The following is a 25,665-nucleotide window of genomic DNA, read 5'->3' as shown; positions in this document are numbered from 1 at the left end:
CCTGATCAGCCCCCCAGCAGCTCCACCACGACCTCCGGTCCGTCGCCGTCGCCCGGGTCGTCCAGCAGCCCGATGTCCGCGCCCGGGTCACCGAGATCCGGAAGGAACAGCGGGATGCGTTCCTGCCACTCGTCGACGAACTTCCCGTTCATCTTGATCGGCAGGGACAGCTCCGCGCTGATCACTCCCTTGTCCCACTTGTACAGCAGGCACCAGGTCGGGATCTGATCGAGCTCCCGACCGTAGAGCACCTCGTCGTGGGTCATGAAGGCGAACTGGCCGTTCCCCTCCACCAGGCGCGCCATCGCCGGACCCTTCGGGTTCTTCGACCGTACGCGCGCCTTGAGGTCGCCCACGCCGCCCTCGGCACTGATCGCGGTGACAGCGTGGCTGATGCTGGGGTGGATCATCCGGAGGATGCTGTCCCGGGATGTGCGCCCCCACCCTTCGGGGTTGAGGGCCTCGGCGAGATACCGGTTCGTGCGGCTCCAGAACATGAAGCCGCGCATCGCCGGCGCGTCAAAGTCGGTACAGGTGCGGACATCGGCAACCGCAAGGTCGAGCGACTCGTGGAACAAGTCCGTCGAGAAGTCGAGCTGCGCGAGCCGCTGCCTGCACTGTTCCGGATCCAGGTTCTGCAAAGCCCCCTCCAGACAACCGTGAGTTTCAAAAACCATACCTCAAACGAGGTGCCGTTTTTGAAACCTCCGGCATCATCGCATGTCAGTTCGAATATGTCATCTTGGCTCAGCGTGCCTGCCGGCAGAGGCTCTCCGGGCGTGGTCCGCGCGTGCCGACGCGATATCGTGCAGGCGCTGCGGGCGTTATCGCCGCCTGAGGTGTGACAGCGTCAGCGCTCCGTGCGCGGCGTATGCGCTTCGTGTGCAGGTGGGGGCGGAGCCGACGGCTGACGCGGTGCTGCGGGCGCGTTGCCGGAGCCGTCTATCTGGGGCTTGGAAGGCCTGGCAGGACGCGGCCGTGCCCGCTGCTGGTGAGGCCGACAAGTAGTCGCGGTTTGAGGGAAACTAGGCGAAGTGTCTGAGCGCGCAGGTCCCGTAGTGGAAAGTGCGTTCCTTGAGGAGAGGGAGGCCGGCCTTGCCTCATGGCTGGAAACTCGTCGTGGCCGTGGTCGGAGCTGTCGCGGTTCTGGCGACTCCACTGTTTTGGGTGTTCGGTAGCCCGAGCATCGGCGAGATCGTCGGCGCCTCCATTCAGGCCGGCACAGGGGTGCTTGCGCTCCTCTGGGCGTTCTTGAGCGGAGACGGTCAGCGTGACGAAGCCGTCGGCACCGGTAAAGCCCAAGCTGTCGGGGGCGGGCGGGCTCACACGGGGGTCCGGCGGCCTGGCGGCAAGGGCATGCGGGGGGCTCGCGCGGAAAACACAGGTAATGCCACGGCTGATGGCCCCGACAGCAGCGCCGGGACAGGCGTCGATTACAGCTGAGCCTGTTGGGCGAGGGGGTCTTTGCAGTGAGGCTACGTTTCTGGAAGTTCCGCAAAGCGGAGACTTCGCCAGCGCCTGCCTCGCCAGACGTGGTGGTGGAGGTGAGGGACACCGGGGACGCGTTGGCTTCTCAGGGCGGCTCGGCACTGACCGGTTATCAGGGCGCGACGGACCGCAACGGTGGGCCGGTCACGGTCGTCGGTACCGGCGACGCGACAGCCACCCACGGCGGCGTCGCGATCAGTGGTGGCGTCAGCGAGTTGCACCTCCACTCCACCGCGCCGGACGCGGCCAGCCGTCTCGCCCAGGCGCACCACCTGATGGCCCGCCTCGACGCCGTCTGGCGAGGCCACGTACGGACCGCGATCGGCGGCTGCAACGGAGACCAGCCACAGCACCTGGCTCGACAAACGGCACGTGATGGACTGCTCGCAGCGATCGGTGATACCTCCGGAGCCCTGATCGTCCATGGAGTATCGGGCACCGGCAAGAGCGCATTGGTCATCGACGCCGTGGCACATGGTCATCACGCCAGCCAGGGCCTGAACCTACGTCACATGCCTTCTGGTTTCCTCGATTTTGAACAGCGACTCGGCATGCGGCTGGACCAAGCGCTCGCTGCCCTGGATCCGCAGCCGTCTCTCCTGATCGTCGATGGCGCAGACGCGGCTGCGGAGACTCACACTGAGGCGTTCCTCTATCTCCTTGAGGCTGCGAAGAGTGCTGCCATCAGCGTCGTCCTCATTACAAGTGACGTAGCACTGGGTGCTGTTCGTGACGCTACGCGGCGAACGGTGGCCAGCGTGTCCGAGTACGAGGTTTCCGGCTTGGACGATGAGGAAGTGAAGGCCATCGCTGCGGCGTTCCCGCGGATGCGCCACCTCATCGACAATATTCAGGCGCGCGAACTGCTCCGTCGTCCAGCAGTATCCGACCTCCTCGTTCGGGCCGGCGGCAGCGGAGTCCCACTCACCGACGCCGATGCGATGCGGGAAGTCTGGCATGGTTTGGTCCGGCGTAACGAAGACTCCAGCAATGGCCAGCCGGGTGCGCGTGAGCGGGTGCTGCGCCTGCTTGCGCGGCAGCAACTCGATGAACAGTCCGCAGAGGGGGTTGCGGACCAGCTCGATGACGCGGCCGTGGCCGGACTTCGCCGGGACGGATTGCTGCGCCCGGCACTAGAACTTCCCTGGCAGTCCCTTCCTGTTTTCTCCCACGACCTCTTGCGTACCTACGCGATGGCATACGTGCTGCTCGCCGACGCCGAACCCGGTGCCAGGCTTGGTACGAGCCGTGCACCCCGCTGGGCGTTGCCGGCGGCAAGGCTTGCCTGCCAGGCCCTGCTGACGACCTCCGCAGATGCTTCGGGGGCAGTCCTCGCGCAGCGCTTCGCCTCGCTGCACCAGCAGTTCCAGGCCCTGGCTGCCGAGGGATTCGGCGAGCGCTGGGCCGACGTGCCCAGCGAGGCCCTCTTGACCGCTGGCCGTGACGCGTCGAGCTGGAAGGCGGTCTGGCGCGACATCACTCAAGCCGATCCAGACCTGGTCGGTCGTCTCCTGCGCCTGCTGAATCAGCGCCACCGCAAACATGGAATTCTCGACCCGATGGCCGCTTCACCGGTTGTCGCCTGCTTGCTCGACGACGGTCTCACATCGCATTTCAGCAAGGCCGTCTTGGAGATGATCCGAGACTGGCAGCTCGGCCTGATCGCTGTGGACACCCCTGCCGGCCACGCACTGCGTCTGCAGCTGCGCGGCCAGTTGGTGGTGAGGTGCCGGGAGGCTGCCGAGCGGTTGGCTCAGCAAGAGCGTGAACGCGAGGCGCGACTAGCTGCGCGTACGCCAGAACAGGTCGTTGCCGATGAGGAGCGAGCTCAACAGTTCAGGATCTTCGGTTCCCCTTCTCTCGCCCGTCGGCGACGTCGTCGTCAGCGACGTCAGTTACCACGTGAGTTGACGGACGCCACGATGGTGGAGCAGCTTGCTCTTCTCGGCCCCGACATTGGGGATGACGGTGAGCGGCTCCTTCTGGAAGTGGCCGACCACCGACCGCATTACCTAGCCCCTGCCCTGGAGGAGATTGGAACGGGGCGAGCCCTCGCCGCCTACAGCCCGGAACTCCTTCGCCGGCTCGTGATGGCCTACTACATCGAAGATACCGACGATGGAGACGACTACTTCGCTGCGGACTCGCTCGACGACGGCATCCGCGGCCATGACGGGCGGCGTGTTCCGGTCGCGCCGCTGGCCGCCTACTATCGTGGCCCCTTTCTCCCGATGCTCCAGGCGGGATTTCGTGAAGGCGTAGCGGTGGTCAACACCATGCTGAACGCCGCTGCACGGCACCGGGTCAAAAGACTGACATCCCGGAGACATGGCTCAGGTTCTGACAGGGAAGCCGAGGGCTACTCGGTCGCCCTGACGATCGATAACGCCGAGTGTCGATATATAGGCGATGGTCAGGTATATCTTTGGTATCGCAGCACCGGGGTCGGCCCATATCCCTGCAAGAGCGCTCTACAGGCGCTGGAGCTAGTCTGCGATAGGTATATCGAGGGCGGCGCCCCTCCATCGGTATTGGCTTCCATCCTCCTGGAAGGCTGCGAAAACCTCGCCATGGTCGGGCTGATCGTCGGCATGCTCATACGGCACGTAGATGCCACGGATACGGCTCTGGACGACTTTCTCAGCGAACCAGAGCTGTGGCACCTGGAATTCTCCCGGGCTACCAGCGAACACGTTGGCCTTGCTGCGGTCACACCAGGGATTTCTCATGTCGAGAGACGCAAGTGGAACCTGCGTGATGCGGCGATGATGCTCGCCCTGTGTGCGGCTGATGCGGGCCGCCAGGAACGGCTTCGCCAGATCGGGCAGCTGTTGGAAGCGAGAGCCCGCCAGGAGTTCGATCAACTCCGTTTTGCTGTCGGTTCCGCCGAAGAGATGACAGAATTCGATGAGGCTGCGGCAACCGGCATGGCCGTTGTCCGCGGCTGGGCCAGCTGCCTGGACCGAAGCCGGTACTCCTTCGAGCGAGGACCTGATGGCACCGTGCTGGCGCAGGCAGAGCCGCCCGACGACGTCATCACCCAACTGCGACCAGGCAACGAGGACCTTGCTCGTGCCAGCCAAGCCCTGGCTCTGAGTAATCGATACGGAATACAGCGCCATTCCACCGCAAGCGGGCCTGAGCCTGCCGGCGAGCTGACACGCGACCTCGCCGTCGCACGCGACCTGCAGACCAACCCTCCACGCAACAACGCCAGCGACCCGGCTCAGGCGCCCGCCGACGTAGCCGCCTACGCCCTGCAAGCAGCTCTGCTCCACGGGGAGGAACTTTCCCCGGACGACGTTGGGTGGGCGGCGACCACGCTTCTCGACATCGCTGAAACCCTCCACCACACAGTCGACGATGAGAGCTTCTTTCCCTGGGGAGTGGACCGAAGTGCTGCCCGCGGCCTGCCCCTGCTGCTCTTGCCTCAAGCCGCTGACTTGCGGCATACCCTGGAACTGGATACTGATGCAGGTAAACAGCGACTCAACGACGCACTGCACGATCTAGGTTGTGCTTCCACGCTGGAAACCCGGATCTACTTCGCAGCCGCACTTGATCCACTCTGGGCAGCTCCCTGCGTTCCGGATACCTGTCCCCACGGCAGCGCCATTGAGATACTCCAGGATTCGGCACGATACAGTGCACTCGGTCCATGGAATCAGGATGGTCAGCGCAGGGATATTCGTCATCTGGATGGTAATCTCACCCGAGATCTCGCGAGTATCCCAGGAGATGAGATTCTTGTTCCGCAACTAAGCCCTGCAATCCGAGGCATGGCGTCAGCAGCTGTAAATGGTTGCTGTGCCAGCCAAGCCTTGCCCCTGCTGACGGCTCTCCTGGAAGCCCACAGACGTGGCCTCGCCAGCCTTGAGCACCAGTACCACCACAGCAACAGTGACGCCCTCATCGCAGCCCGGGCATTGCTGACCATCACCGGCGGCGACAGCGCCACCATCGGCCGCCACCTCGCCGCATATGCCGATAACGCGGATGCTCTTGCGGAGGCTCTGCAAGCCCTGGCGGCCGCGGCGGAAGAAAATGAGCAACTCGCCAGCACAGCAAGGCAGATCTGGCCGCAAGTCATGGACCACGTACTCGACCTTTTTGATGCCGGACACAAGCCCGACATCTGCAACTTCTTCGGTGCCCAAGCCGTAGCAGCTCTTGTCCCCGCGCCCACCTACGACAACGCCTATCTCTACCGGGAGCTAGCTGGCAAACCCTGCACCTGGATCGCACTCCCTTCATGGGCAGCCCAGATCAACCGCTGGCTGCACTACGGCACAGGAGTACCCGCCTGCGTGGATGCGCTTGTCGCCGCGCTGCGTACCCTGTCGGTTGACGACCAGGTCCGCTGCGGTCTCCCTTGGCTGGAACGATTGGTGTCAAGGAACTCCGATGAGATCGCAAGGCAGTCCTATCTGCTTCCTGGCTGGCTTCGTGACGTACACAGCATGGTCAAGGGAACGACTGCCCAGCAATGGCAACGCATCGTGGACGTACTAACGGTGGCCGGAGACTCGCGTCTCTCTGACCTCGTCGACTGACATCCGAAAGAGTCGTACAAGCCCGTAACGGTATCTATCCACGGGCTTGTCTGCCTGAACGGGACGTTTGTCTGTGCTCAATCAACCGGCCGGATCCGGGTGGCCCGCAGGCCCAGCGGTTCGGCTGGCTCGTGGGCGGAACGGCACGACGCCGTCGGGCGCCAGCCCGGCTTCCGTGGACGCTCTATCCGGTTGGGTGAGAAAGGCGCTGGCCAGAGTCAGGCGGGTCACCAGCTGGCGGAGCTCTTCAATCTCGGCCTTCTGGTTCGAGATGGTCTGCTTGAGCTTGACGACGGTTTCCCGTAGGCGCTTCTCCGTTTCCGGAATCTGCCTAGTCTCGTTGCAGACGCGCCCGTAGAACTCGTTTTTAGGTCGGCGTGGTTCAGGAGGGCCATGCGGTGGACGCCGGCCTCGGCGGCGAGTGCGACGACGGTGAGGCTGCCGTTGGAGAGGGTGGCCTGCCCGGCCAGGAGCCGGTCCATAGCTTCGCGGATGCGGGTGCGTTCGTTCTGATGCTGCTGGTTCACGTGAGAGCCTCGGCGGATCGGGCGGTGGCCTTGTGGGTGTCGGCGATGGCGCGGAGCTTGTCGGCGTTGAACCGCAGCCGTTTGCCGAGCGGACCGGGCGCGGATGCCGCGAGTTATACGATCTCGTCGGCCCGGTCCCGCAACTGTCGGGCGTGGGAGTCGGTGCGGACCGTGTTGCCGCAGCCGGACTGGCAGGCGTACTGCCTCGGGGCTGTTGCTCCCGGCTCGGGGTCGCAGAGCGCGTTGTCGTGCTTGAACGCGCAGATCAGAAACGCGTCCGGGTTGTCATAGAGCACGACGCCGTCCCTAGCTAGCGAGCTCGTGCATGGTTGGCGGTGAGGCGTCGAACTTCTGATCGTCGATCATGGTCGTGTGGTGGGGAACGCGTCTCGTGTAGCGATCATCAGCGACCGGAGGGTCACGGGCCTGTCGGCCGATGTGATTGCTGAACTGGTGGCAGAGTTGGGCCACGTTGTGGCATGAACGGCACCAGGCCGAGCTTGCGTCTCGGCCGCGGAAGCGCGCTGTGGGCGCGGGTGCGAAGCACCGGTTGGTGTTCGTCGACCGGCTCCTGGCCACGCTCGTGCACCTTCGGCATGCCACCACGCACGACGTGCTCGCCTGCTGGTTCGGTGTCGACCGCTCCACCATCACTCGTGCCATCGCAGAGGTGCGGCCCCTGCTCGCCGAGCGAGGGTGCACCGTCAGCTCGGATGTGCGGCTGCGGGCCCTGGCCGAGGTCATCAACCACCTCGGTGTCGACGGGAGGACCGGGATCATCGACGGCACCGAGATTCGGGTCCGCCGCCCGGCCGCCGGGCGCAAGGACCGCGACAAGTTCATCTCCGGCAAGAACAAGCAGAACGCGGTCAAGACCATGGTCGTCACGGACGGGGCCGGCCGCGTGCTCTTCTGCAGCCCGACCAAGTCCGGCAGTTGCGCGGACATCACCCATGCCCGCCAGTTGGGGCTGGTCAAGCTCTTGGCCGACGGACCTGCGGTGGAGATCCTCGCCGATGCCGGCTATCAGGGCCTTGGCGCCCAGACCGGTGGACGGGTGATCACACCACCACACCGCAAGTTCAAGAAGAACGCCCCGGACTGGCACGAGGAGATGTACGAGCGCCAGCGCAAGGCACACTCCTCACGGCGTATCCGGGTCGAGCACGGCATCGTCCATCTCAAGAACTGGCGGGCACTGACCCGCCACCTCGGCCGCCGCGAGCACATGAGCGACACCATCCAAGCCATCGCCGGCTTGCTGTCTCACCAGCAGATAACGGACCTGAACCTGGCAGGGCAGATGTGACCACGGGCCACACCGGAGTCCGTGACGCCTCACCGCCAACCATGCACGAGCTCGTTAGGACGGCCGCGGCCGTCCTAACGAACGTTCTGGGGACGCTGCGGCCCTCGAAGCGCGGGGTCGTGGCGGCAGCGGTCAATGCCCTGCTGGCTGCGGGACCCGAGATTTTTTCTCCGGCGGCGACGCGGTCGCGCAGCTTGGCAGCGGTGTCTGCCGCTACCAGCGCCGGATCGGCCGTGGCGCCGGAAGCCGCGCGACAACGCCAACTGCTTGAAGCTCCCGCAGAACCCGCAGTCGGCGCTCGGGGGCTCGTTACCGTTCGGCGGGTGTCCCCATCAGCTGTCGGGAGTGCATGCGATCTAGCTCATCAAAGAGTTGGCGCTGGAGATGAGAACGTGATCCCTGGATCCGGAGGCGTCCGTACCGGGTCGTGTGCGGGGCAATGAATGCTTGGATGTGCTGGTAGAGATTCGGGTGGCGGCGTACAAGCTCGTCGTATGCTTGGTCGGCTGCTTGCTTCAATTTCGCGTGGCTGGGATCGCGGTGCTCGGCCAAAGACAATGCGTCGTTAAGTGCGGTGATCAGGCGGATGCACTCGTCCTTGCGCTGGAGCAGTACGGCAAAGAGACGGCGGCGGCTGCTGAGCTGCTCCAGTTGTGCGGTGCCGCGCCGCCTTCTGTCAGACGTAAGGTCGTGGAGACCCTTGGTCGTGGGGTTCTCTGCGCTCGGCGCGATTTGGGTGATGGCCTCATTGAGCTGATCGCGCCACCGATTGAGGACCAGTGGGTGGCACAGCGCATCGTCTCGACCATCTTGCCTGCTGGCATCGGCAATGAGGCGCCGGTGAAAGGCCGGGTCGTCGAGCTGGATCACCTCGTGGACGGTGTCATCAAGGGGAGCAGCGAGCCACCCGTTGTCGATGCTTCTGGTGATCTTCCCTTCGATGGTGCGGATGTGAACGGTGGCGGACGCAGGGACTCCGGCGGTCACCGCGGTGTCGCGGACCAGCGCTTCTTTCTCGCTGCTGAGGTAGCGGCCCAGCCACGCCCGCGCCAAATGCCTCGGATCGTCGGTTGCCGCGGGGAAAGGAAGGACCCCGGCCGTGGTGAGCTCGGCGATTCGCTGGTCCTTGAGGGATCGTTTGGCCGCGCGCAATTGGTGCTGCAGGGCCTGCTGCTGTGCGGCAAGGGCGTCCGTCGCCTTATCGGGTCCATCAGCGAGGACGCGGATCTCGCGTTGGATCTGCCGGTCGTACGTTGCATAGACGAGGGCGTCGATGCTCTGCTGGATGCGGTCTGGGCCGAAGAGCAGCTCATCGAGACCGGAGCGCTGCAGTCCGCAGGCGTGCGCGGTCACGACCTTGGCCAGGTCAAGGAAACTGACGTTAACCAGGTCAGACAGTTCATGCATCGGCAGACGCCACGGTTGTGGATGCGGCACGCGGGTGGCCCTCAAGCCCGTGCCGGAGATCGTCGGAGCGGTGCGCGTCTGGGAGGACCGGATGTGAGGCTCGGTGAAGCCGAGGCCGAAACGGATGTTCAGGTACCGGGTGGTACGGCCGCGGTGCAGCGCGGTGACGGGGCGATCCCACAGGGTGCGGCAGGGCGCACGCTTGGCGGCACCGCAGGTAGGGCACGCGATGGTGGACACCTCCGAAGAGCTCAGGCTCCACAGCGCCTGACGTGCGGGGGTGGCACGAGATGTGCTGTCGTTCCACAAGTTGTCATAGGGCATGCAGGGAAACGTGCCAGCCGGCACGCCGCAGGGCACCGGGCCGCGCTAGGGCCATACCACAGACGCTTCAGAAGGCGGGAACTCGCGTTCGCAGACTGAACTGTTGTTCCCACCCTTGCCGCCCGTTGGGATGGACTCGGCGTGTCAAAGGGATGCTCGCACCGGTCAGTCGGATGGCGCCCCGCCGGGCTGAGGGTGCCCATCGCACAGCACTCCGAGAAGCCGGTCGATGGGAACGTCGAAGGTGTGCGCGAGAGCGTGCCATGTCGCGACGCTCCCTGTGGTGCGGCCGTGTTCCAGGTCGATGAGCGTGCGCCGGGACAGCCCACTGCGGTCGGCAAGGTCATCGAACGTCCACCCCCGCTCGGCCCTCAGCCGCCCAAGTTCCACATGTAGCGCAGTGAGGTTGGGATCGGGTGGAAAGATCGTCACCCCCACCATCCGACGGTGCAGAACCCTGCCCTGTCAGTGCAGACTTCTGCACTATTCGTGCGGCTTGTGTATACGTGCCCCAGGGGCCCGACTCGGGTGACGTGCCGAGCGTGCCGGCCGACGGCGGCCGGTCCAAGGCTCGGCGGTGCGGGGCGGGAGGACAGGATGGAAGGACATGGGGGCCTGATGAGACTCTCGACAGACATCGCAGATCGGCGCACCTGGCGGGTTCAAGTTCGCCCACTGCCGGGCGGGCCCGTGATGCTGTGTGCGCTATGTGCACCCAGCTCCTTCCCGGTAGAGCCGGCCCAAGCGCGGGCTGCTGTGCTCGGGCACCTCGCCTGGCATGCGCGCGAAGACGCGGTGCCGACGCATCTGCGGATCTGCCGGTGCCGGGAGCTTGGCTGCCGCTGGCATCCGCGCCATCGTGGATGTGGTGGCGTCGTCGCACTCGTCCTCGCCCGTGAGGAAGGCGGGCGTCAGTGGCGATTGGCCGATACATGCATGGCATGCGCAACGGCCACCCCGCAGGCCGCCATCGTGCGCCACCAATCCTCGGATGCGGACAGCCAGGAACCTCGCCGTGCGGCGCGTCCCCTGCGGGTTGATGAAGCGCGGCGGCGCGACCGGACCAGAGTGAGGGAGATGCTCACCTACCTTGCCTCCGCGCTCCCCCCGTTCGCCTCGCCCGCGACCCGGCTGCTGGCGATCCAGTGCGCGCTGCGTGCTGACAGCAGTGGGCGGGTGTGCCTTCCCGAGGGCTTTCTGAGAGGGATGCGTCTGAGTGGCCATGTCGTGCCCTGGACCGAGCTGGAGCTTGCGGGATGGCTGCGGTGCCACCCTGTACGCCGGCGGGAGCGCTCCGAGCGCCTCGAGGTGCAACTGCTGGATGATGCCGTGCTGGCTCAGGCCCCAGGACGCGGCGATCGGGCACGGGCTGCCCACTGGGCGCTGCGTCCGGCTCCGCTGGCGATCGCCTCAGGTGCGCCGCCGGCGCTTCAACTGGCTGCGCTGTCGGTGGCCGCCCATACGTCCTCCGACACCGCGAGCGCCGATGCCGAGTATCTCGCTCGTATGTGCGCTCTGTCCGTGGAGCAGGTGGAGTGCCTCTTGGACCGTCTAGTACGGGCCGACGCTCTGGCCGGCTGGAAGCGGATCCCCCTGACCGGGGCCATCGTGTGGCGGCTAGCGCGAAGCCCGTCCCTGGCGGCGGGCGCTTCGGCGAAAGAGGTGACGCCGAGACCTGAGATCCGCGTGCACGATTCCGGGGGTTGCTCGGCACCGCTCCCGGCCGGGAGGCGAGTGTCGGGCATGCGGTGACGCGCAAACCGCATGCTGCACTTTTGCTGCGCCAGTGCCTGACCTGACCGGCGCGGTGCAGGGGAGCGGTCGATCACAAGAACCTCGCCGTCCGGCTGCGTCTGTGCGAGCGCCTCCCGCACACCGCTCTCAAGACCGCCGCGCTGGTCGAGGTGATGGGACACGATGCCTTCCGCCACTGCGCCCACGGCACTAGCGGTGCGCGCCTGCTGGCCTGTTTGGACGCGCCCGAGGGAGCCAGTGGCGCCCAGTTGCAGGACGCCACCGGTCTGCACCGCACCATCGTCACCCGCCGCTTGGATCGGATCGTCGACGACGGCCTCGCCGTTGAACGCGAAGGCCTGCACTATCTGGAAGTACGCCTACCAGCGGATCGTGCGCCAGCTCGGTCTTCAGGCGAGCGAACTCCGCAGCGATTGTTTCCTTGACGAGGCTGATCAGGCCGAAGACCGAATCAACCTCATGCGTGTGTTCGGGATCTCGGATGCAACCGTAATGAAGTATCTCCAGGCTGCACATCCACACCGCTTCAAACAGGACCGGACACAGGCCTGACCAGTGCAGGTCTCCGGCGGCACGCCGCCGGAGACCACGAGGCAGTCAGACCGCCAGGTGCTTCGCGAGGTCGGTAAGGCTGCTGAAGATCGGAGTGTTGAAGTCCTTGTCGAGGTGGGCACGGTTGACCGCGGTGTCCCACGCCTTCTTGTCCGTGACGACCATGTCGCAGTACGGAATCGCGATCGACAGCGCGGCTATGTCGCGCAGATCGTTGATCGTCCAGTTCCGGTGCACGTCCTTGAGGTAGTGGAAGTGCATCTTCGTGACGACCTTACGAGACGGAAGTGCCGTCAGGAAGTCGGTGAGGTCAGCCCGGCTGTGAAACGGGCTCTGCTTCACGAAGCCAGCGCTCATGAGCGCACGGGTGTAGTTGTCGATGATGTCGAAGCCGAGATGGCGGGCACAGATGGCGTCCATCGGTCGCTTGGCGATTTCCGGGTCGGTCCGCAGCGTGTTGATCATGACGCTGAAGTCGGCGAGCTGAGCGTCCGCGACACGCCGGGCCGCATAGGGATCGTAGGTTGGGATTGCGGACCTAAGCGTCCCCGACGGCCCCCTCAGGACCCAGTACTCGGCGGTCGCGTTCGCTGAGGCCTCGAACTCCGCCACCGACATCCCCAGCCGGGTCTCCAACTCCTGGCGGATCTCCTCCGTGATCCCCTTCAGTACCATCCGCTTCGCCTCGCCGAACGCGAACCCCACGCCGATGCCGAACTTCGTCACCTTCATGGGGAAGGCGGGGCGGCCGAGCCGACGGTTGAGCTCCTGCGCCAGTTCCTCATCCAGGATCGTGGACTCGGGGGCCATAGTCACGAACCTGGATAACAGGGCCATCGCGTCTGCTGCCCGCTGCCGGTGAGTGTCACGGGGATTCTCGGTCAACTCCATGTAATGCACGGTCGAGAGCGGAAACATGACCTCTCCCCGCTCGACGTGGCCCTGGAACTGCTTCAGGGCCGTGACGTGGTCGGGGTTCTGGGGAGCGCCCGCGAGTGCGTCCCCGAGGGCATACCAGTGGTTCAGGTCGAGATAGACCATCAGCGGAAGGGGCGTTGCCATGCCCGCGATGCTAGGTCGCCCGGTCGCCTGATGCATCGTACTTTTCCCGTTGCGCGAAGCCCGTCCGGCAACGAGTGATTCAGCTGGTGTATCCCGATCTTGGAAGGAGGCAACCCGACGGTCTCTCCGCCCTGAAGACTTCCGACACCTCTGGGTTCGGCGCGACAGGGTCTCAGGAATCCGCGAACCTGTCGGCTTCGGGCACCGCTGAACTGCTCGACGAGCGATGGCGCGGTTGGGACCTGACCGACCCGCTCCGGCCCGCCTTCCTGGAACCCGGAGCCACTCCCATGTCCCACCACCCAGCCCCGTCGTTCGAGGTCGCATGTGCCTGACCTCCTACGCAGCACACCCACAGCGATCGGTCAAACCCGCCCTACACGCGGCGGCCCGCCTGCAAGGCTGTTGCGTCGGATCAGCCAGGCAGCAGACCAGGAAACACACCATGCCCTCGAACACGCCCACCTCCGCCGCACACCGCCGCGTTGAATGGAAGGCCCTCGACCGTGCCCTGGCCCCGTACTCCACCGACTCCCTGATCGTGCTGTCGCAGGCCGCGCTCACCTCGCCCGACTGCCAGCGTCTTCACGATCACTTGCTGCTGATGTTCACCCGCGTACTGCGCAGCCCGCGCCGCTCCGGCACGCCCGCCGGCGCCGAGGACCTGCCCCGCCTGGTCAAGGCCGTCGCGGATGCCGCCCCGGGACGCGGAATCGTCACCGGCCGCCAACCCAGCGACCTGCGCGCCGGCGTACGCCATCACCTCGCGGGTGAGTCGCTTCTGGTCCACCCGGGGCAGCTCGCCCACCCCCTCCTCGTCCTGCGCAGCCTGCAGCTCACAGCACTGGCCACCGATGAACCCCTCCGCGAAGCCGCCGGATTCGGGATCGCCGACGTCCTTGAGCTGGCCCTGCGCATCACCGACCGGGCGCTGACCGCCCTCACCCCCGCCTGGTCCGGTCCCCTCACCGGGGCCACCGACGAGCAGGTCTCCTGCCACCTCATCCCGACCGAAGTCTCCGCCGCCACCGCGATCGCGACTGCCGACCCCGCAGACCTCCTCCCCACCTGCCGGCACCCGGAGCGCGCCGGACGTGCCCTGGACTGGCTGACCCGCCCGATCAAGGCCCTGCCGCTGCGCTACCACCCCGACACCCCGCTGCTCGGGCCCGTCCTAGCCCTCAGCGCGCACGGCCGCTGCCTGCCCGTCCCCGCCGGCGCGGCGACCGACGCCATCGCCCCTGCCGTCGCCCGTCTTCTCGACGAGCTCCCGCCGCACGAACTGCCCGCCGCCGAGGCACGATTGCAGGTGGCGACCGTAGCCCGGCTCACTCAGCTCCTCGGCCTGGACCACATCCCCGCCCGCCTTGAATCGGTGTGCCGCCTGTCCTCGCCGACCCACCGCTATGACATCGCCGTCGTCAGCGCGATCACCGCAGGCACCCTCGGCTCACGCGTGGAAGAGGGCCGGGCTTCCCTGGCCGACGCACCGCCGGGCCGCGGCCGGCTCGTCGTCTACGGCGGGCCCCGCGTCCTGGGGCCAGAACTGATTAGCGGCACCGCCTTTCTCCACGTAGAGGAGGTCGCTGAGATCCTCCACCACACGGAGGGGGATCCGACGCTGCTGGCGCTGTTCGTCCTGGAGCTCACCGAGCACCCGGGCGTACGCGGTGTGTTCTACGAAGACGCCCTCGACGCCTGGTCCAACTGGCACCGCAATTCCACTCTGCTGCTCCCCGGCCCCGACAGCAGCGGCGTCGCCGTCGCCTCCGTCACCGACCACGACGAGGTCTGGGAACGCGCCGCAGCACACGCCGGCACCGACCGCCTCCTCCGGGCCGCTGGCCTACCGAGCGTGCGGGACTTCGCGCGCGCCCGGCACTTCCCGCCGGACCCCGGTGGCGCCGGTATCTACACCGACCTCGAGTACCGCGCCTCCGACGGAACCCTCCTGATCCGCACGGCCACCGTCCCCCCACTGGCTATCGTCGCCGTCCCCTCGCAGCGGCCCGGCGCCCCACTCGATGCGAGCGCCATGGCCAGCCTCGCCGACTCCCTGCGCACCACCCTGACCACCCTCGAACCGGTCACCGCGCACGCGACGCTCCCCGACGGCTCGCCCCTCATCGTCGAAGTAACCGTCTCTGACGATCCCTACCAAGTCCCCGCCGGCGCACCAGACGGCGCGGACAACGCCGACGTGGGGGAGCGGCGCCTCCTGCGCGCCGGCGCAGACCCCGCTGCCGCACGCATCAGCATCGTCGTCGACCCGCCGCTGCTGGTGGCCTTCGCCGGCGACGGCCACCAGGGACACCGCATCCTGGGCCAGCTCGCTCACGAACTCATCACCCAAGTCCGCACCGGCCGCGCCGCCGAGCCCGGCACCGCCGCCGACACCTTCACCACCGCCTGGAACACCGCTCGCCCCCTCCTGCGCCTGACCGGTATCACCCACTTCTGGCCCCCCAACGCCCCCGCCTACACGCTGCCGCGCACCCCGCACCTGCACACCCGCGCCCTGCGCACCGCAGCCGCGGCCCTCCGCCGCGCCCGCGTGCCGGCCGGCACCTGGCGCGGCCCCGACGCCTGCCGCCCCGTCGGCCCCGCCGAGCAGCTCCTGCACGCCCTGGAAGGGGCCCTCGCCGACCAGATCAGCGGCCACCAGGCGGCGCTGCTCGGCGAACTCGCGCGGCACCTAAACGCCGCCTGGTCCCACCGCACTCGTGCGCTCACTGAGACCGCGGCGAACCTCGCAGCACCCTGGGCGCAAAACTGGACCGCAGAAGCCAGCCGCCGATACAAAGACACCGCCACGGCCACCTCCGCGCTGCAGATGCTGCTGCAGCAAGCCCTCGTCACCGCGCCCACCGGCGGTCAGCCCGTCGACGTGCTGGTCGTCGCCGAACTTGTCGCACTCGCCGAACTCGTCCTCGACACCGGCATCACCGCGGCCGCCGCCGCCCGCCGCCTCCACGACGTCGAGGTAACCATCGACCCCAGCGGCCTGTTCACCCTCACCACCGGCCCCGACACTCCCACCGAACCAGCCCAGGCAACCGAGTGCGATCATCTCGGCTTCGACGCCGACGCCTACCACCGCGCCCGCCAGCAGCGGATGATCAACGCCGCCACCAGCGCCGAGCCCGAACCCCTCGACGCGGCCGCGATCCTGACCCACCCGACCGACCGCACCCCCAACGACTTCACCGCAGCTGCTCTCCCTGCGGGAAGCCAGCTCGCCCACGCCGACCGGCTCCTCATCCAGCACTGGGGATGCAGCCTGGACGCACTCGGAGCCGTGCTCGCCACCGCTGCGGACTGGCCCACCGACGACAGCGGCATCGCCACGGTGACGACCGAGAACCTGGTCGCCGAGAGCGCCGCCTGGTCCCGCCTTCCCACCGACCAACTCCACGCCGCCGTCGACCGCCTGCGCCTGCATCCCGGCAACGCCGCCGGCACCGGCGACCACTCCTACACCGAAGTCGAGCGCCGCAGCCGGCCCCTGACCCACCCCCTCATCGCCGAGGGGGAGGAGCTGCTCGTCCTGCCCTGGCTCGCCCATGCCTCCCGCGAGGCCTACGCCGCCTACCTCGATGAGGGCCGCCTGCCGCACCCCGAACTGCCCGCCCCCGTCGGCCAGGCCCTCGCCCGCCACCGTCAGCAGCTCGACCAGCGCCTGGAACGGGACGTACGGGACGCCGCCCGTGCGGCACAACTGCCGCATCGATTTCGCCTGCTGGAGAAGACCGCCGCCGAAGTCGGTGTCCCCGGCCTGGTCGGCGAGATCGACCTGCTGGTCGCCGACCCGGACAGGGGCCGCCTGTGGGTGATCGAGGCGAAGAACCCCACCGGAGCCGTGGCTTCCCATGCCCTGCAACAGCACATGAAGAAGTTCACTGCCCGCTACCGGGACAAGCTGTTCTCCAAAGCCGCCACCGTCGCCGCCCACGTCAGCCCCGCGGCAGCCGCCTGCGGCGTCTACGGCGAGCAGCCCTGGCGTGTCCTGCCGCTGATGGTCACCCGCACCATCGAGCCGGCCGCCTTCCTCGCTGACCCCCGCGTCCCCTACACCACCGCCGACCGCCTCACAGCGGTCCTCACCCGCGCTGACGACCCCGAGCCGGGCTGGGTACCGCTCCCACCGCCACCCCAGTGACGCCTGCCAACCAGCCCCGCCAGGTCCGCCACACGAACCATCGCGTCGCCGTTCCAGGATGGTGAGGCGTCGGCCGCGACGGCCGGCCCACGACGGACTGGGGAAGCTCTGTGAGCGGCGGGCCGTCGGTGAGCCGGGGGCCGAGTCGGCTCTGCTCAGAAGTCGTAGCAAAGATAGGCGCCCTCGGCCGCGAGTGATTCGGTCCGAGCCCCAGCAGGAGAGCATCGGCCCAACGCGGTACAGGCCGGCGCCACCGGCCAGCAGGACAAGGATGGCGAGCACGGCGGTCACGATCCGCATGGCCGTCATCCGTCGTACGAGCCACCAAGCCCCGGCGACCGCAAGCGCCCCCAGCCCCAGCATGACGGCCGATTTCGGAAGTCGCCGGGGCAAAGCCACACCCAGACGAACGGCACGCGCTCCGGAACCAGGCTCGATCAGCCCTTCGACCCGGCGCGGGCGGCGGCAAGCTCGCCTCGCAGTCGCTGGGCCCGTTCTTCCGGGAAGACCCCAGGCCTCAGCCACGCGCCGACCTGCACGTCTCGGCTCGGCACCAACCACACCGGGACGTCGCTGAGCAACGCACGCAAGCACATATCTGAGGTTCCACCGCTGACAGGAACAAAGTGATCATGGAAGGCGATCACCAGCTCCGGACGCTCCTGCAGCAGCATCCGTGTGTTCCGCTCCGGCCCCGCCATCCGCCAGTCCCGTGAGCGCTCACGTTTCGCGGCGGCCCAGTCGACCGGGTGACATCGATGCCGGTCGTCGCCGAGGCCGCTGCGACGGCACCATCGGCATGCGGCGGCGTCCGCCCCGCTCGCGCACCCCTCGATCACCACGAGCCGGTCACCATAGCGATCGGCGAGCCGCTCCAGGACGGTTTCGACCGTCGTCGGCCACGGCCACCGGCGGCTACCGCACACCAGGACCCGGCCTTCTGCCAGCTCTAGCACGGTCTCACCTTGCCTTCCACCCGCAAGCCTGGCATCCAGCGCTGACGTCCGCCCACCGTACTGAAGCCTCCAGGTCTCATGGATGAGTGCAACCGTGCGGCCGCGCACGTCAATGGATGAGAAGAGAAGCGAACGAGGAAAGCCACGCCCCAGCGCACGCCCTTCCCTCCAGGGCCCGGCAATCTGGCCGCGCGTCGTCAAAGAGGACATTCCACCTCTGGTCCCCGGATGAGCAGAACCGAGGTCGGAGCTCGGTCGTCAACCTGTTGCAGCGCCGGGAGGGTGCAGAGCAGCACAAGCAGACCGGCTAGAGAACGATGGGGCGGACCTGGCCGCTCACGACTGGTGCGAACAGCATGCGCTGGGGTCTGAACGCCACCGATGCCACCCGGTCGACTGGGCTGCCGAGCGGCGTTCCCGGCCGACACAGTGGCGTATGGCAGGCCCGGAGCGGAACACACGGATGCTTCTCGGAAACCGTCCGCAACTGCTCGTCGCCTTCCAGGATCACTTGGACTTCCGTTCAGCCGCGCTGGTTCAGAGCCCTGGTGAGGTCACGGTTGGCCGCCCGCGCCGCATCAAGATCGGTCCGGACGTCTTCCAACTCGCGTTTGAGCTCGACATTTTTCTGTTCCAGGCGCGTAACTGTCCGCCCCAGTGCGTCGAGGTCGGCTGGAGCCCCGAGCCCTGATTCCCTCCAGACCTGCTCGCCCATCGCCTCCGATAGTCGTCGTTGCAGCTGCTGAACCTGGGCCGCTAGCCGGGTGTTGCGGGCTTGGGCGTTGGCCAGGTCGGTCTGCAGTGACGCGCGGCTGACCGGGGAAACGCCGGCAGAGCCGGTCGGTTCCAGCTCGGCGGCGTGGACCTGAGCCAAGAGATCTTTGTGGCGATAGAGGAACGTGCGGTCCACGGCAGCCTGCCGGGCGATCGAGGAGACGCTGATCGTGTCGCCTGCCTTCCGTGCGTTGTTGATCGCCTTGATCACGCGCTGACGTCGGCGGGCGGAGTCGGCCTTCCGGCCGTCGGCCATCGCGTTGGTCATGCGGGCCGTCCCGGCCGGATGGTGGGCAGGGGCTGGCTGACCCGTCGGGGCATGCCGAGCATCACGGGGCGTCCCCGGCGAACAGTGGCGACGGCGGCCTCGATCTGGTTGCGCTCCTCGACGCTGAGGTCGTCGAGGTCGGCCTTGACCCGCTCGATCAGTCGGCGGATGCGTCGGATTTCCTCGTCGGACGGGCTGGCCTCGCTCTTGGCCCAGTCGTCGGCCTCGAAGGTGGACATTAGCCGCTCACGGCTTCGCAGCAGGTCATTGAGGTGGGCCTCAAGGTCCGGAAGGTAGGAGACGTCGGTTCGGTAGTGCTCGCAGCCGACGCAGCGGAAGCGAAGCGGGCAGCTGTGACCGCCCGCGGCGACGTTCGACGGTTCCAGGCAAATGCCGTAGGGGACGGAGACCTCGCCGATCGCGCGGCGGACGTGTTCGGATTCCATGAGTCCCTGTACTTTTCTCCAGACGCGGTTGCCGTGCCGGTCAAACTGCAGGGCGGCAACCCGGTCGACGGCTTCACGGCGCCGTTCCTGCGTGACGCGGTAGTAGCCCTGAGTCGTGGATAGTTGACGGTGGTCCATCAAAACGTTTAGTACGTCAACCGGGGTGCCGCGGTCAGCATGTCGTTGTGCGTAGGAGTGCCGGTAGGCGTAGGGAAAGATCCGAGACTTGTCGAACGGCAGCATCCTGACCACCGGGTTGCCGTTCTCGAGGACCTCCATCGGGACCATGAAGTCGGGCAACTTGTCGACCCAGGATCGGTGCGGTCCCCAGATGGTCTTGATGGGCTTGCTGCCGTCCGGATTGGCCCGGTGGGTGGGGAACAGCCTGAGCTGGTCAACCGGCGTGTCCGGGAAGCGTTCGCGGGTCCGCTGCTGCTGGGCGGTGATCACCGCGGCCGTCTCCTTAGCGATCGGCAGGCGCCGGCCCAGGCGGAAGGACTTGTTGTTGTCGTAGAGCAGGACGATCGTCCCGTCGGGGTCCTTGTCGAGACAGTCCCATCTCAGGCTGGCGGCCTCGTCAGACCGGCGGCCGGTGTCGATCAGGACCTCGACGCAGACCCGTACTTCCCGGTTGCTGCTTGCTTCCAGCAGGTCCAGGTTGTCGCAGAGCTGCTGCATGACCTCCTCGGGCAGGTCCCGGCCAGCCTCGGTGTCCTCCGGCTCGTCGGGCATGTCCTCCATCGTCAGTGCGAAGTCCGGCGGCAGGCCGTCCAAGGGCTGACCTGGACGGGTCAGGCCCGACGTACGCATCCAGGAGAGAACTTGCCGGACCTTCCGGGCGATCGAGCACCGGCTCGCCTGGCTGACCTCGCCGTTCTCGGTGAGGAACCCGAGCCGGTTGCAGAAACTCAGCACGTCTGTGCGGCCGAGGAGCCGGTGGTCGTTGCCGTGGTCGTCGCGTTGCAGCCACAGACTTTCCGACAGAAGTGCGATTGCGTTGATAAACGACTGCATAGCGCTTCTGGCTCCGCGGCCGCGGCGGCGGGCGATGTCGTTGTAAGCCCAGACCTTGACGGCCTCGTGTAAGGCCAGCTGGCGAATCTCGGTGAAGTTGAGGGTGCCCGAGAAGCCGAAGACAGCCAGGTCCCAGACGTCCTTGGTCCGCTCGGTCTCGGGCGTCGAGCCGAGGCGGGACAGGACTTGCTGGCAGCCCCTGACCAGCCCGCGGTCCGTCTTGTTCAGGCTGTCTGTGCCCCAGTCCTCGATCGTGGTCAGTCCCAGGACGCGCGCCTTGTCGCCGAGCTGGCGGAGCCAGTGGTCGTGAGTGCGGACGCCGCCTGCGGTGCGGGCCTGAAAGCCCAGCAGGAGTTCGGCGACGATCCGCAGCGGGAGCCCGCGGAGGCTGACCTCGCCGGACACCGCGACCGACGACATCATCCGGCGCCAGCGGTCCTCGTCGCCGTCGAATGTGCCGCGGCGGCGGGCGAGTTGGAGACGCTGCAGGTGGGCGGAGCAGTAGTCGATGGTGGGACTGTGCCGGTCGCGGTAGCAGGCGGCGACTCGGCAGCCGCCGAATCCCGGCATCGGCGTCAGTTCCGGCAGCGCGAGGAAGGCCTGCAGCGACAGTCCGCGCTTGGCCTTGTGGAAGTGGTGGGCGTCGCAGAGTCCCGATCGCGCGGTCCTGCGGGGGCGTTCGCAGTCGGGGACCTGGCAGCGGGACTGGCCGATGCACCGCCAGGTCCGCCGCGACGTCGTGATGAACGCGTCCTTGTCCAGCCCGGATACCTGCCAGTGCTCGTGGCAGGCGGAGCACAGGCGTCCGGCGCGGTCGACCCGCTTCTGGCAACCGGCGACCTCGCAACAGCCCTGGGCCAGGACCGGGTGGTCGGAGGGAAAGTGAACCACTCGTAGGTCCCAGTTCCAGTTGATGGCCTGCAGAAAGTCCGGGTTGAGGGACCGCATGATCAGCGAGGTCCGCGAATCGGCGGCGTCAGGAGTCGCAGGGAGAGGAAGAGGAGCGATCGCGGTGGACATGGCGATCACCGAACCCGGGGAGAGGGGACACGCTCGACTGCGACCCGCAGCCGCTCCGCCGCCGGATGAATATAGGGGCGAGCGGACTCCGGGTGCTTCTGGCCGAGCAGGGCCTGGACCTCGTCGAGCGTGGCGCCGGCGTCCGCCCAGTTGCTGCCCGCGGCATGTCGGCTCATGTGCGGAGCGACCTTCCGGGACAGTCCAGCCCGGCGGTTGAGCTCGTCGTAGAGCTCGTTGATCGCGTCCGGCGGCATCGGTTCGCCCAGCGGCTCGCGGAACAGGTTCACTAGGAGGAAGTCGCTGCCGCCGCTGCCGAGTAGCTCGTAGCGCTCGTCGAAGTACTGGTCGAAAGCCTGGACAACCAGGAAGTCGATCGGCTGACTCCACTCCTTGCGGGACTTCGACCAGGCGCCGTTCTGGTTCTGGCGCCGGACGACGTGCAGGTGGGCGCCTGCATGCCGGCAGCCCAGGGCCTTCGAGTCCGGCAGGAGGTGGCAGTCGGACCGGTGCAGTCCGGCTGCCTGGCCTCGGCGCAAGCCGACACGGCCCAGCAGGAGGACGATCAGCCGGTCGCGGGCGTTGCGGCAGGCCAGGAACATCGACACCAGTTCCTCGTCGCTCGCCCGGTCTACCTCGGTCTCGGGCTCTTGGAGCCGGTGCCGGGCACTGAGGCGATAGTGCAGTCGGCTGTCCTCGCCCTGAGCTTCCAGCGGCAGGTCCGAGGCGTCGCCCAGCTCGTAGATCTGCCCGAGCACCCACTGCGGAGCCTCGCCGACCGACACGGCGTAGGCCAGCAGCCCGCGGACCGCGGTCAGGACGCCGTTAATTCGGCGTTCTTTCCTGACCGTTGCCGACCCAGGGCCGAAGACCACAATCGAGTCGCCGTCGGCGTTCGCGCGAACGTCCCCACCTGGCCGCCGGGTGGGCGTCCACTTCAACCAGAGGATGAACAACCCTATGTCCCTGGCGGCCAGTCGCCAGTCACGGCCAGTGACCAGGCACCAGATCAGGTACAGAGATGCCCCACCAGCGTGAGCCTTCGTCGTACTCTCCGCCCGGCCCTTGCCGAAACGGAGGTGCCGAAGCCACTGATCAGGGATGGGAATAGGGCGAGCTTCATCGTCGACGACGGTCCAATACCGAGCGCCCGACGGCAGCACGACGGGGAAGGCCCGCATACGTAACTCCTTCTACATGTAGCTGTGCAGCAACTCGCCACAGAGAGCCACACCCCCCGAGAACGAGTCCCGCTCATCAACGAGGACCCCTCGCGCCACGTCACACAACACCCGGCAGCCCCCCATAGAACGCCGCGCTGACGCGCGGGACGGTCGTCGTCGAGGCGGAGCACCGCAGCGGCTCGCTGGTCACCGCACGGCGGGCCGCGGAGCTCGATCGGTACGTCATGGGGGTGCCCGGGCCGGTGACGTCACGGCTCTCCGCCGGCGTGCACCAACTGCTGAGGGCCGAGGGCACGGTGATCGGCAGTGCCGCGGAGGTGATCGAGCTGGTGGGCGGCATGGGGGAACTGGCGCCCGTCCCGCAGCGGCCGGCGTTTCCCCGGGATCTGCTGCACCCCGTCTCCGCCAGGCTGCTGGAGGCGCTGCCGGCGCAGGGTGCGGTCACCGCCGAGTGGCTGGCGCAGGCAGCGGGCACCGCCGTCGCGGGCACGCTGCCCCGGCTGCGGGAGTTGCGGTCACTGGGCTTCGTCGAACGGGTCGGAGCGCGCTGGCTGCTCGTCCACTCGTCCGGCCGACACCCCAACAGGTGACAGATCGGTCCTTGACCTGGAGCGACCGAGTGAAAGAGTGAGCACATGAGCACAGAACGTCACCGTTCAGGTGTGGACGCGGCCCGATGCGGCTGCCCGCCTTAGCTCCGAGGTGCGTGCCGAGGAACGTATCTGCGCATCCCGTATCGAACGGCCATCGCGCAATGCGACCCGCTGATGACGCTACGCTCACGAGGTTCTTCCTGCTGACCGACGTTCCGACCACGGCAGAACGGCTCTAGGTGACGAATGCCCCAGCACACGTCCGGGTCCCGACGCACGGCCACGGCGGTTCCGCCACAGGCCGTGGCGGCCGCGCGCACCACCGCACCCAGCTCTCTGCACGAGTTGTGGCGGTCGTACAAGGACACCGGTGACGAGCGGCTCCGGGAGCAGCTGATCCTGCACTACTCACCGCTGGTGAAGTACGTGGCGGGGCGGGTCAGCGTGGGACTTCCGGCCAACGTCGAGCAGGCCGACTTCGTCTCCTCCGGCGTCTTCGGTCTCATCGACGCCATCGAGAAGTTCGACCCGAACCGGTCGATCAAGTTCGAGACGTACGCGATCACCCGCATCCGCGGCGCCATGATCGACGAGCTGAGAGCCCTGGACTGGATTCCCCGGTCGGTCCGTCAGAAGGCCCGCGCGGTGGAGCGTGCCTACGCCACCCTGGAGGCCTCCCTCAGGCGATCGCCCTCAGAGGCCGAGGTCGCCGGCGAGATGGGCATCCAGCTGGAAGAACTGCACGGTGTGTTCAGCCAGCTCTCCCTGGCCAACGTCGTCGCCCTCGAGGAACTCCTGCACGTGGGCGGTGAAAGCGGCGACCGGCTGAGCCTGATGGACACACTCGAGGACACGGCCGCCGACAACCCGGTGGAGATCGCCGAGGACCGGGAGCTGCGCCGGCTGCTGGCCCGTGCGGTCAACACCCTGCCGGACCGGGAGAAGACGGTCGTCACGCTCTACTACTACGAAGGGCTCACGCTCTCCGAGATCGGGCAGGTCCTCGGGGTCACCGAGAGCCGGGTCAGTCAGATCCACACCAAGTCCGTACTGCAGCTCAGGGCCAAACTCGCCGAGCTCGGACGCTGAATCGTCCCTGCCGACCGCTGCCGGCGATCACCTCATTCCGCCCCCGCCCCCGCCCCCGCCTCCGGCACTCCGGGCCCCGGACTCCCGCTCCGGCTCGGTTCCTGGACGATCACACGTAATTCCTGGCCGCACTCCCAGGCTCCCCGCCCTACCGCCCGCGTAATGCCGCTACCGGAGTTCGAGCCGCGCCCGTCGTCAACTCCGCTCCGGGCAGCAAGCTCCTTCTCCCGTCCCCGCCCCAGGTCTTCCGCCCCGCCGTGACCCCAGGTGTTCGGCCCTGCCGTGAAAACCAGCCAGGCCCTATGGTGGTGGCGTGCCCAGGATTCGAGCGGCCTCGGTGGCCGAGCACCGGAACATGCAGCGCAGCGCCCTGCTGGACGCTGCCCGCTCCCTGCTGTCGGAAGGCGGGACCGACGCGCTGACCTTTCCTGCGCTCGCCGAACGCACCGGCCTGGCGCGCTCCTCCGTCTACGAGTACTTCCGTTCGCGGGCGGCCGTCGTCGAGGAGCTGTGCGCGGCGGACTTCCCCGTCTGGGCTGCCGAGGTCGAGTCCGCCATGGCGGCTGCTCCCTCGGCTGAGGCGAAGATCGAGGCGTACGTACGCCGCCAGCTCGCACTGGTCGGTGACCGCCGGCACCGGGCCGTCGTGGCGATCTCCGCGGGTGAGCTCGACCAGGGCGCCAGGGAGAAGATCCGCGCCGCCCACGGTGGCCTGATCGCCATGACTGTCGAGGCTCTCGAGGAGCTCGGGCACGACCAGCCCCGGCTGGCCGCCATGCTGCTGCAGGGCATCGTCGACGCCGCGGTGCGCCGCATCGAACTGGGTGCAGCCGAGGATCCCGACCGCATCACGCGGGCCGCCGTCTCCATGGCGCTGCACGGCGTCAACGGCCGACGCCCCTGACCCTGCCCGCTCCGCGGCTGCCGCGCGGTAGCCGCCACTTCGCCCAGCCGGCTGCGGTGGCCAGTGCCACTGCTGCCAGCGCGGCCGGCCACGAGGGCGGCTCGGGCCTCGCTGCCGGAGCCGCCCGCCGAGCCGCAGCCGGGACTGCGGAGAGCGTGCGCGGTGCGGAGGTCGTGGAGTCTGTGGAATTCGTAGTACCTGCGGAAGGCGTGAGACCTGCGTCAACGGTGGGCGCCGCCGGGTCTGGCCCGGCCTCCGAGTCCGCTTCTCGCCACGGCCCGGCG

At 67.6% G+C, this 25,665-nt stretch carries 16 protein-coding genes and 2 pseudogenes; 8 read left to right on the top strand and 10 right to left on the bottom strand.

The genetic code is table 11. The features are described 5' to 3' along the window. Positions 1-5 precede the first annotated feature (5 nt). On the bottom strand, positions 6-641 hold the full coding sequence (locus ACYVE9_RS01620; protein ID WP_461025857.1) for a hypothetical protein: 636 nt from the start codon (positions 639-641) through the stop codon (positions 6-8). A gap of 891 nt (positions 642-1,532) precedes the next feature. Between ACYVE9_RS01620 and ACYVE9_RS01615 the strand changes: the two genes are divergently transcribed. After that, a complete protein-coding gene (locus ACYVE9_RS01615; RefSeq protein WP_461025856.1) occupies positions 1,533-6,041 on the top strand; it encodes an ATP-binding protein in 4,509 nt (1,502 codons plus the stop codon). Between the two features lie 81 nt (positions 6,042-6,122). On the opposite strand, the pseudogene ACYVE9_RS01610 reads toward ACYVE9_RS01615, so the two are convergent. Then, positions 6,123-6,568, bottom strand: a pseudogene (locus ACYVE9_RS01610) (hypothetical protein). A gap of 113 nt (positions 6,569-6,681) precedes the next feature. Further along, positions 6,682-6,864 carry a hypothetical protein gene (locus ACYVE9_RS01605; protein ID WP_461025855.1) on the bottom strand — a complete coding sequence of 61 codons (183 nt, stop codon included), beginning with the start codon at positions 6,862-6,864 and terminating at the stop codon, positions 6,682-6,684. A gap of 230 nt (positions 6,865-7,094) precedes the next feature. On the opposite strand from ACYVE9_RS01605, the gene ACYVE9_RS01600 reads away from it, so the two are divergent. After that, a complete protein-coding gene (locus tag ACYVE9_RS01600; protein ID WP_461025854.1) occupies positions 7,095-7,877 on the top strand; it encodes a transposase in 783 nt (260 codons plus the stop codon). Positions 7,878-8,186: 309 nt separating this feature from the next. On the opposite strand, the gene ACYVE9_RS01595 is transcribed toward ACYVE9_RS01600, so the two are convergent. Together ACYVE9_RS01595 and ACYVE9_RS01590 are read right to left on the bottom strand one after the other, a co-directional pair. Then, a complete protein-coding gene (locus tag ACYVE9_RS01595) occupies positions 8,187-9,608 on the bottom strand; it encodes a zinc finger domain-containing protein (RefSeq protein ID WP_461025853.1) in 1,422 nt (473 codons plus the stop codon). Between the two features lie 165 nt (positions 9,609-9,773). After that, positions 9,774-10,040, bottom strand: coding sequence for a helix-turn-helix transcriptional regulator (locus ACYVE9_RS01590; RefSeq protein ID WP_461025852.1), 267 nt, complete (start codon positions 10,038-10,040; stop codon positions 9,774-9,776). Between the two features lie 645 nt (positions 10,041-10,685). On the opposite strand from ACYVE9_RS01590, the gene ACYVE9_RS01585 reads away from it, so the two are divergent. Both ACYVE9_RS01585 and ACYVE9_RS01580 read left to right on the top strand, forming a co-directional pair. Beyond that, positions 10,686-11,360: a hypothetical protein gene (locus ACYVE9_RS01585; RefSeq protein ID WP_461025851.1), complete on the top strand. Its 675-nt coding sequence runs from the start codon at positions 10,686-10,688 to the stop codon at positions 11,358-11,360. A 327-nt stretch (positions 11,361-11,687) separates the two neighbouring features. After that, positions 11,688-11,915: a hypothetical protein gene (locus tag ACYVE9_RS01580; protein WP_461025850.1), complete on the top strand. Its 228-nt coding sequence runs from the start codon at positions 11,688-11,690 to the stop codon at positions 11,913-11,915. 45 nt (positions 11,916-11,960) lie between these two features. Here ACYVE9_RS01580 and ACYVE9_RS01575 read toward each other — a convergent pair whose 3' ends face one another. Further along, on the bottom strand, positions 11,961-12,977 hold the full coding sequence (locus ACYVE9_RS01575) for a hypothetical protein (protein ID WP_461025849.1): 1,017 nt from the start codon (positions 12,975-12,977) through the stop codon (positions 11,961-11,963). A 445-nt stretch (positions 12,978-13,422) separates the two neighbouring features. On the opposite strand from ACYVE9_RS01575, the gene ACYVE9_RS01570 reads away from it, so the two are divergent. After that, positions 13,423-17,136: a hypothetical protein gene (locus ACYVE9_RS01570; protein ID WP_461025848.1), complete on the top strand. Its 3,714-nt coding sequence runs from the start codon at positions 13,423-13,425 to the stop codon at positions 17,134-17,136. A gap of 437 nt (positions 17,137-17,573) precedes the next feature. Here the strand turns inward: ACYVE9_RS01570 and ACYVE9_RS01565 are convergent, their stop codons facing one another. From ACYVE9_RS01565 to ACYVE9_RS01550, 4 genes are all read right to left on the bottom strand, one after another. Next, complete coding sequence (locus ACYVE9_RS01565; RefSeq protein WP_461025847.1) at positions 17,574-18,092, bottom strand: SLOG family protein; 519 nt, start codon at positions 18,090-18,092, stop codon at positions 17,574-17,576. Positions 18,093-18,615: 523 nt separating this feature from the next. Continuing rightward, positions 18,616-19,134, bottom strand: a complete 519-nt coding sequence (locus ACYVE9_RS01560; protein ID WP_461025846.1) for a DUF6262 family protein — start codon at positions 19,132-19,134, stop codon at positions 18,616-18,618. After that, positions 19,131-21,542, bottom strand: coding sequence for a tyrosine-type recombinase/integrase (locus ACYVE9_RS01555; protein WP_461025845.1), 2,412 nt, complete (start codon positions 21,540-21,542; stop codon positions 19,131-19,133). Before ACYVE9_RS01555 ends, ACYVE9_RS01560 begins: the two co-directional genes overlap by 4 nt. 77 nt (positions 21,543-21,619) lie before the next feature. Further along, positions 21,620-22,567 carry a tyrosine-type recombinase/integrase gene (locus tag ACYVE9_RS01550; RefSeq protein WP_461025844.1) on the bottom strand — a complete coding sequence of 316 codons (948 nt, stop codon included), beginning with the start codon at positions 22,565-22,567 and terminating at the stop codon, positions 21,620-21,622. A 356-nt stretch (positions 22,568-22,923) separates the two neighbouring features. Here ACYVE9_RS01550 and ACYVE9_RS01545 point away from each other — a divergent pair. The 3 genes and pseudogenes from ACYVE9_RS01545 to ACYVE9_RS01535 form a co-directional block, all read left to right on the top strand. Further along, positions 22,924-23,385: pseudogene (locus ACYVE9_RS01545) on the top strand (DNA-processing protein DprA); the annotation flags it as partial. A gap of 249 nt (positions 23,386-23,634) precedes the next feature. After that, positions 23,635-24,477 (top strand): RNA polymerase sigma factor WhiG, encoded by an 843-nt coding sequence (gene whiG, locus ACYVE9_RS01540; protein WP_461025843.1) that lies wholly within the window; start codon positions 23,635-23,637, stop codon positions 24,475-24,477. 337 nt (positions 24,478-24,814) lie between these two features. Continuing rightward, the gene (locus ACYVE9_RS01535; RefSeq protein WP_461025864.1) at positions 24,815-25,381 is read left to right on the top strand and encodes a TetR/AcrR family transcriptional regulator; all 567 of its coding nucleotides are present in this window, start codon (positions 24,815-24,817) and stop codon (positions 25,379-25,381) included. Positions 25,382-25,665: the final 284 nt, after the last annotated feature.

It is taken from the genome of Streptomyces sparsus (genome assembly GCF_054776295.1).
The sequence above is the reverse complement of the archived record's forward strand: the minus strand, read 5'-3'. Positions and strand labels throughout refer to the sequence as shown.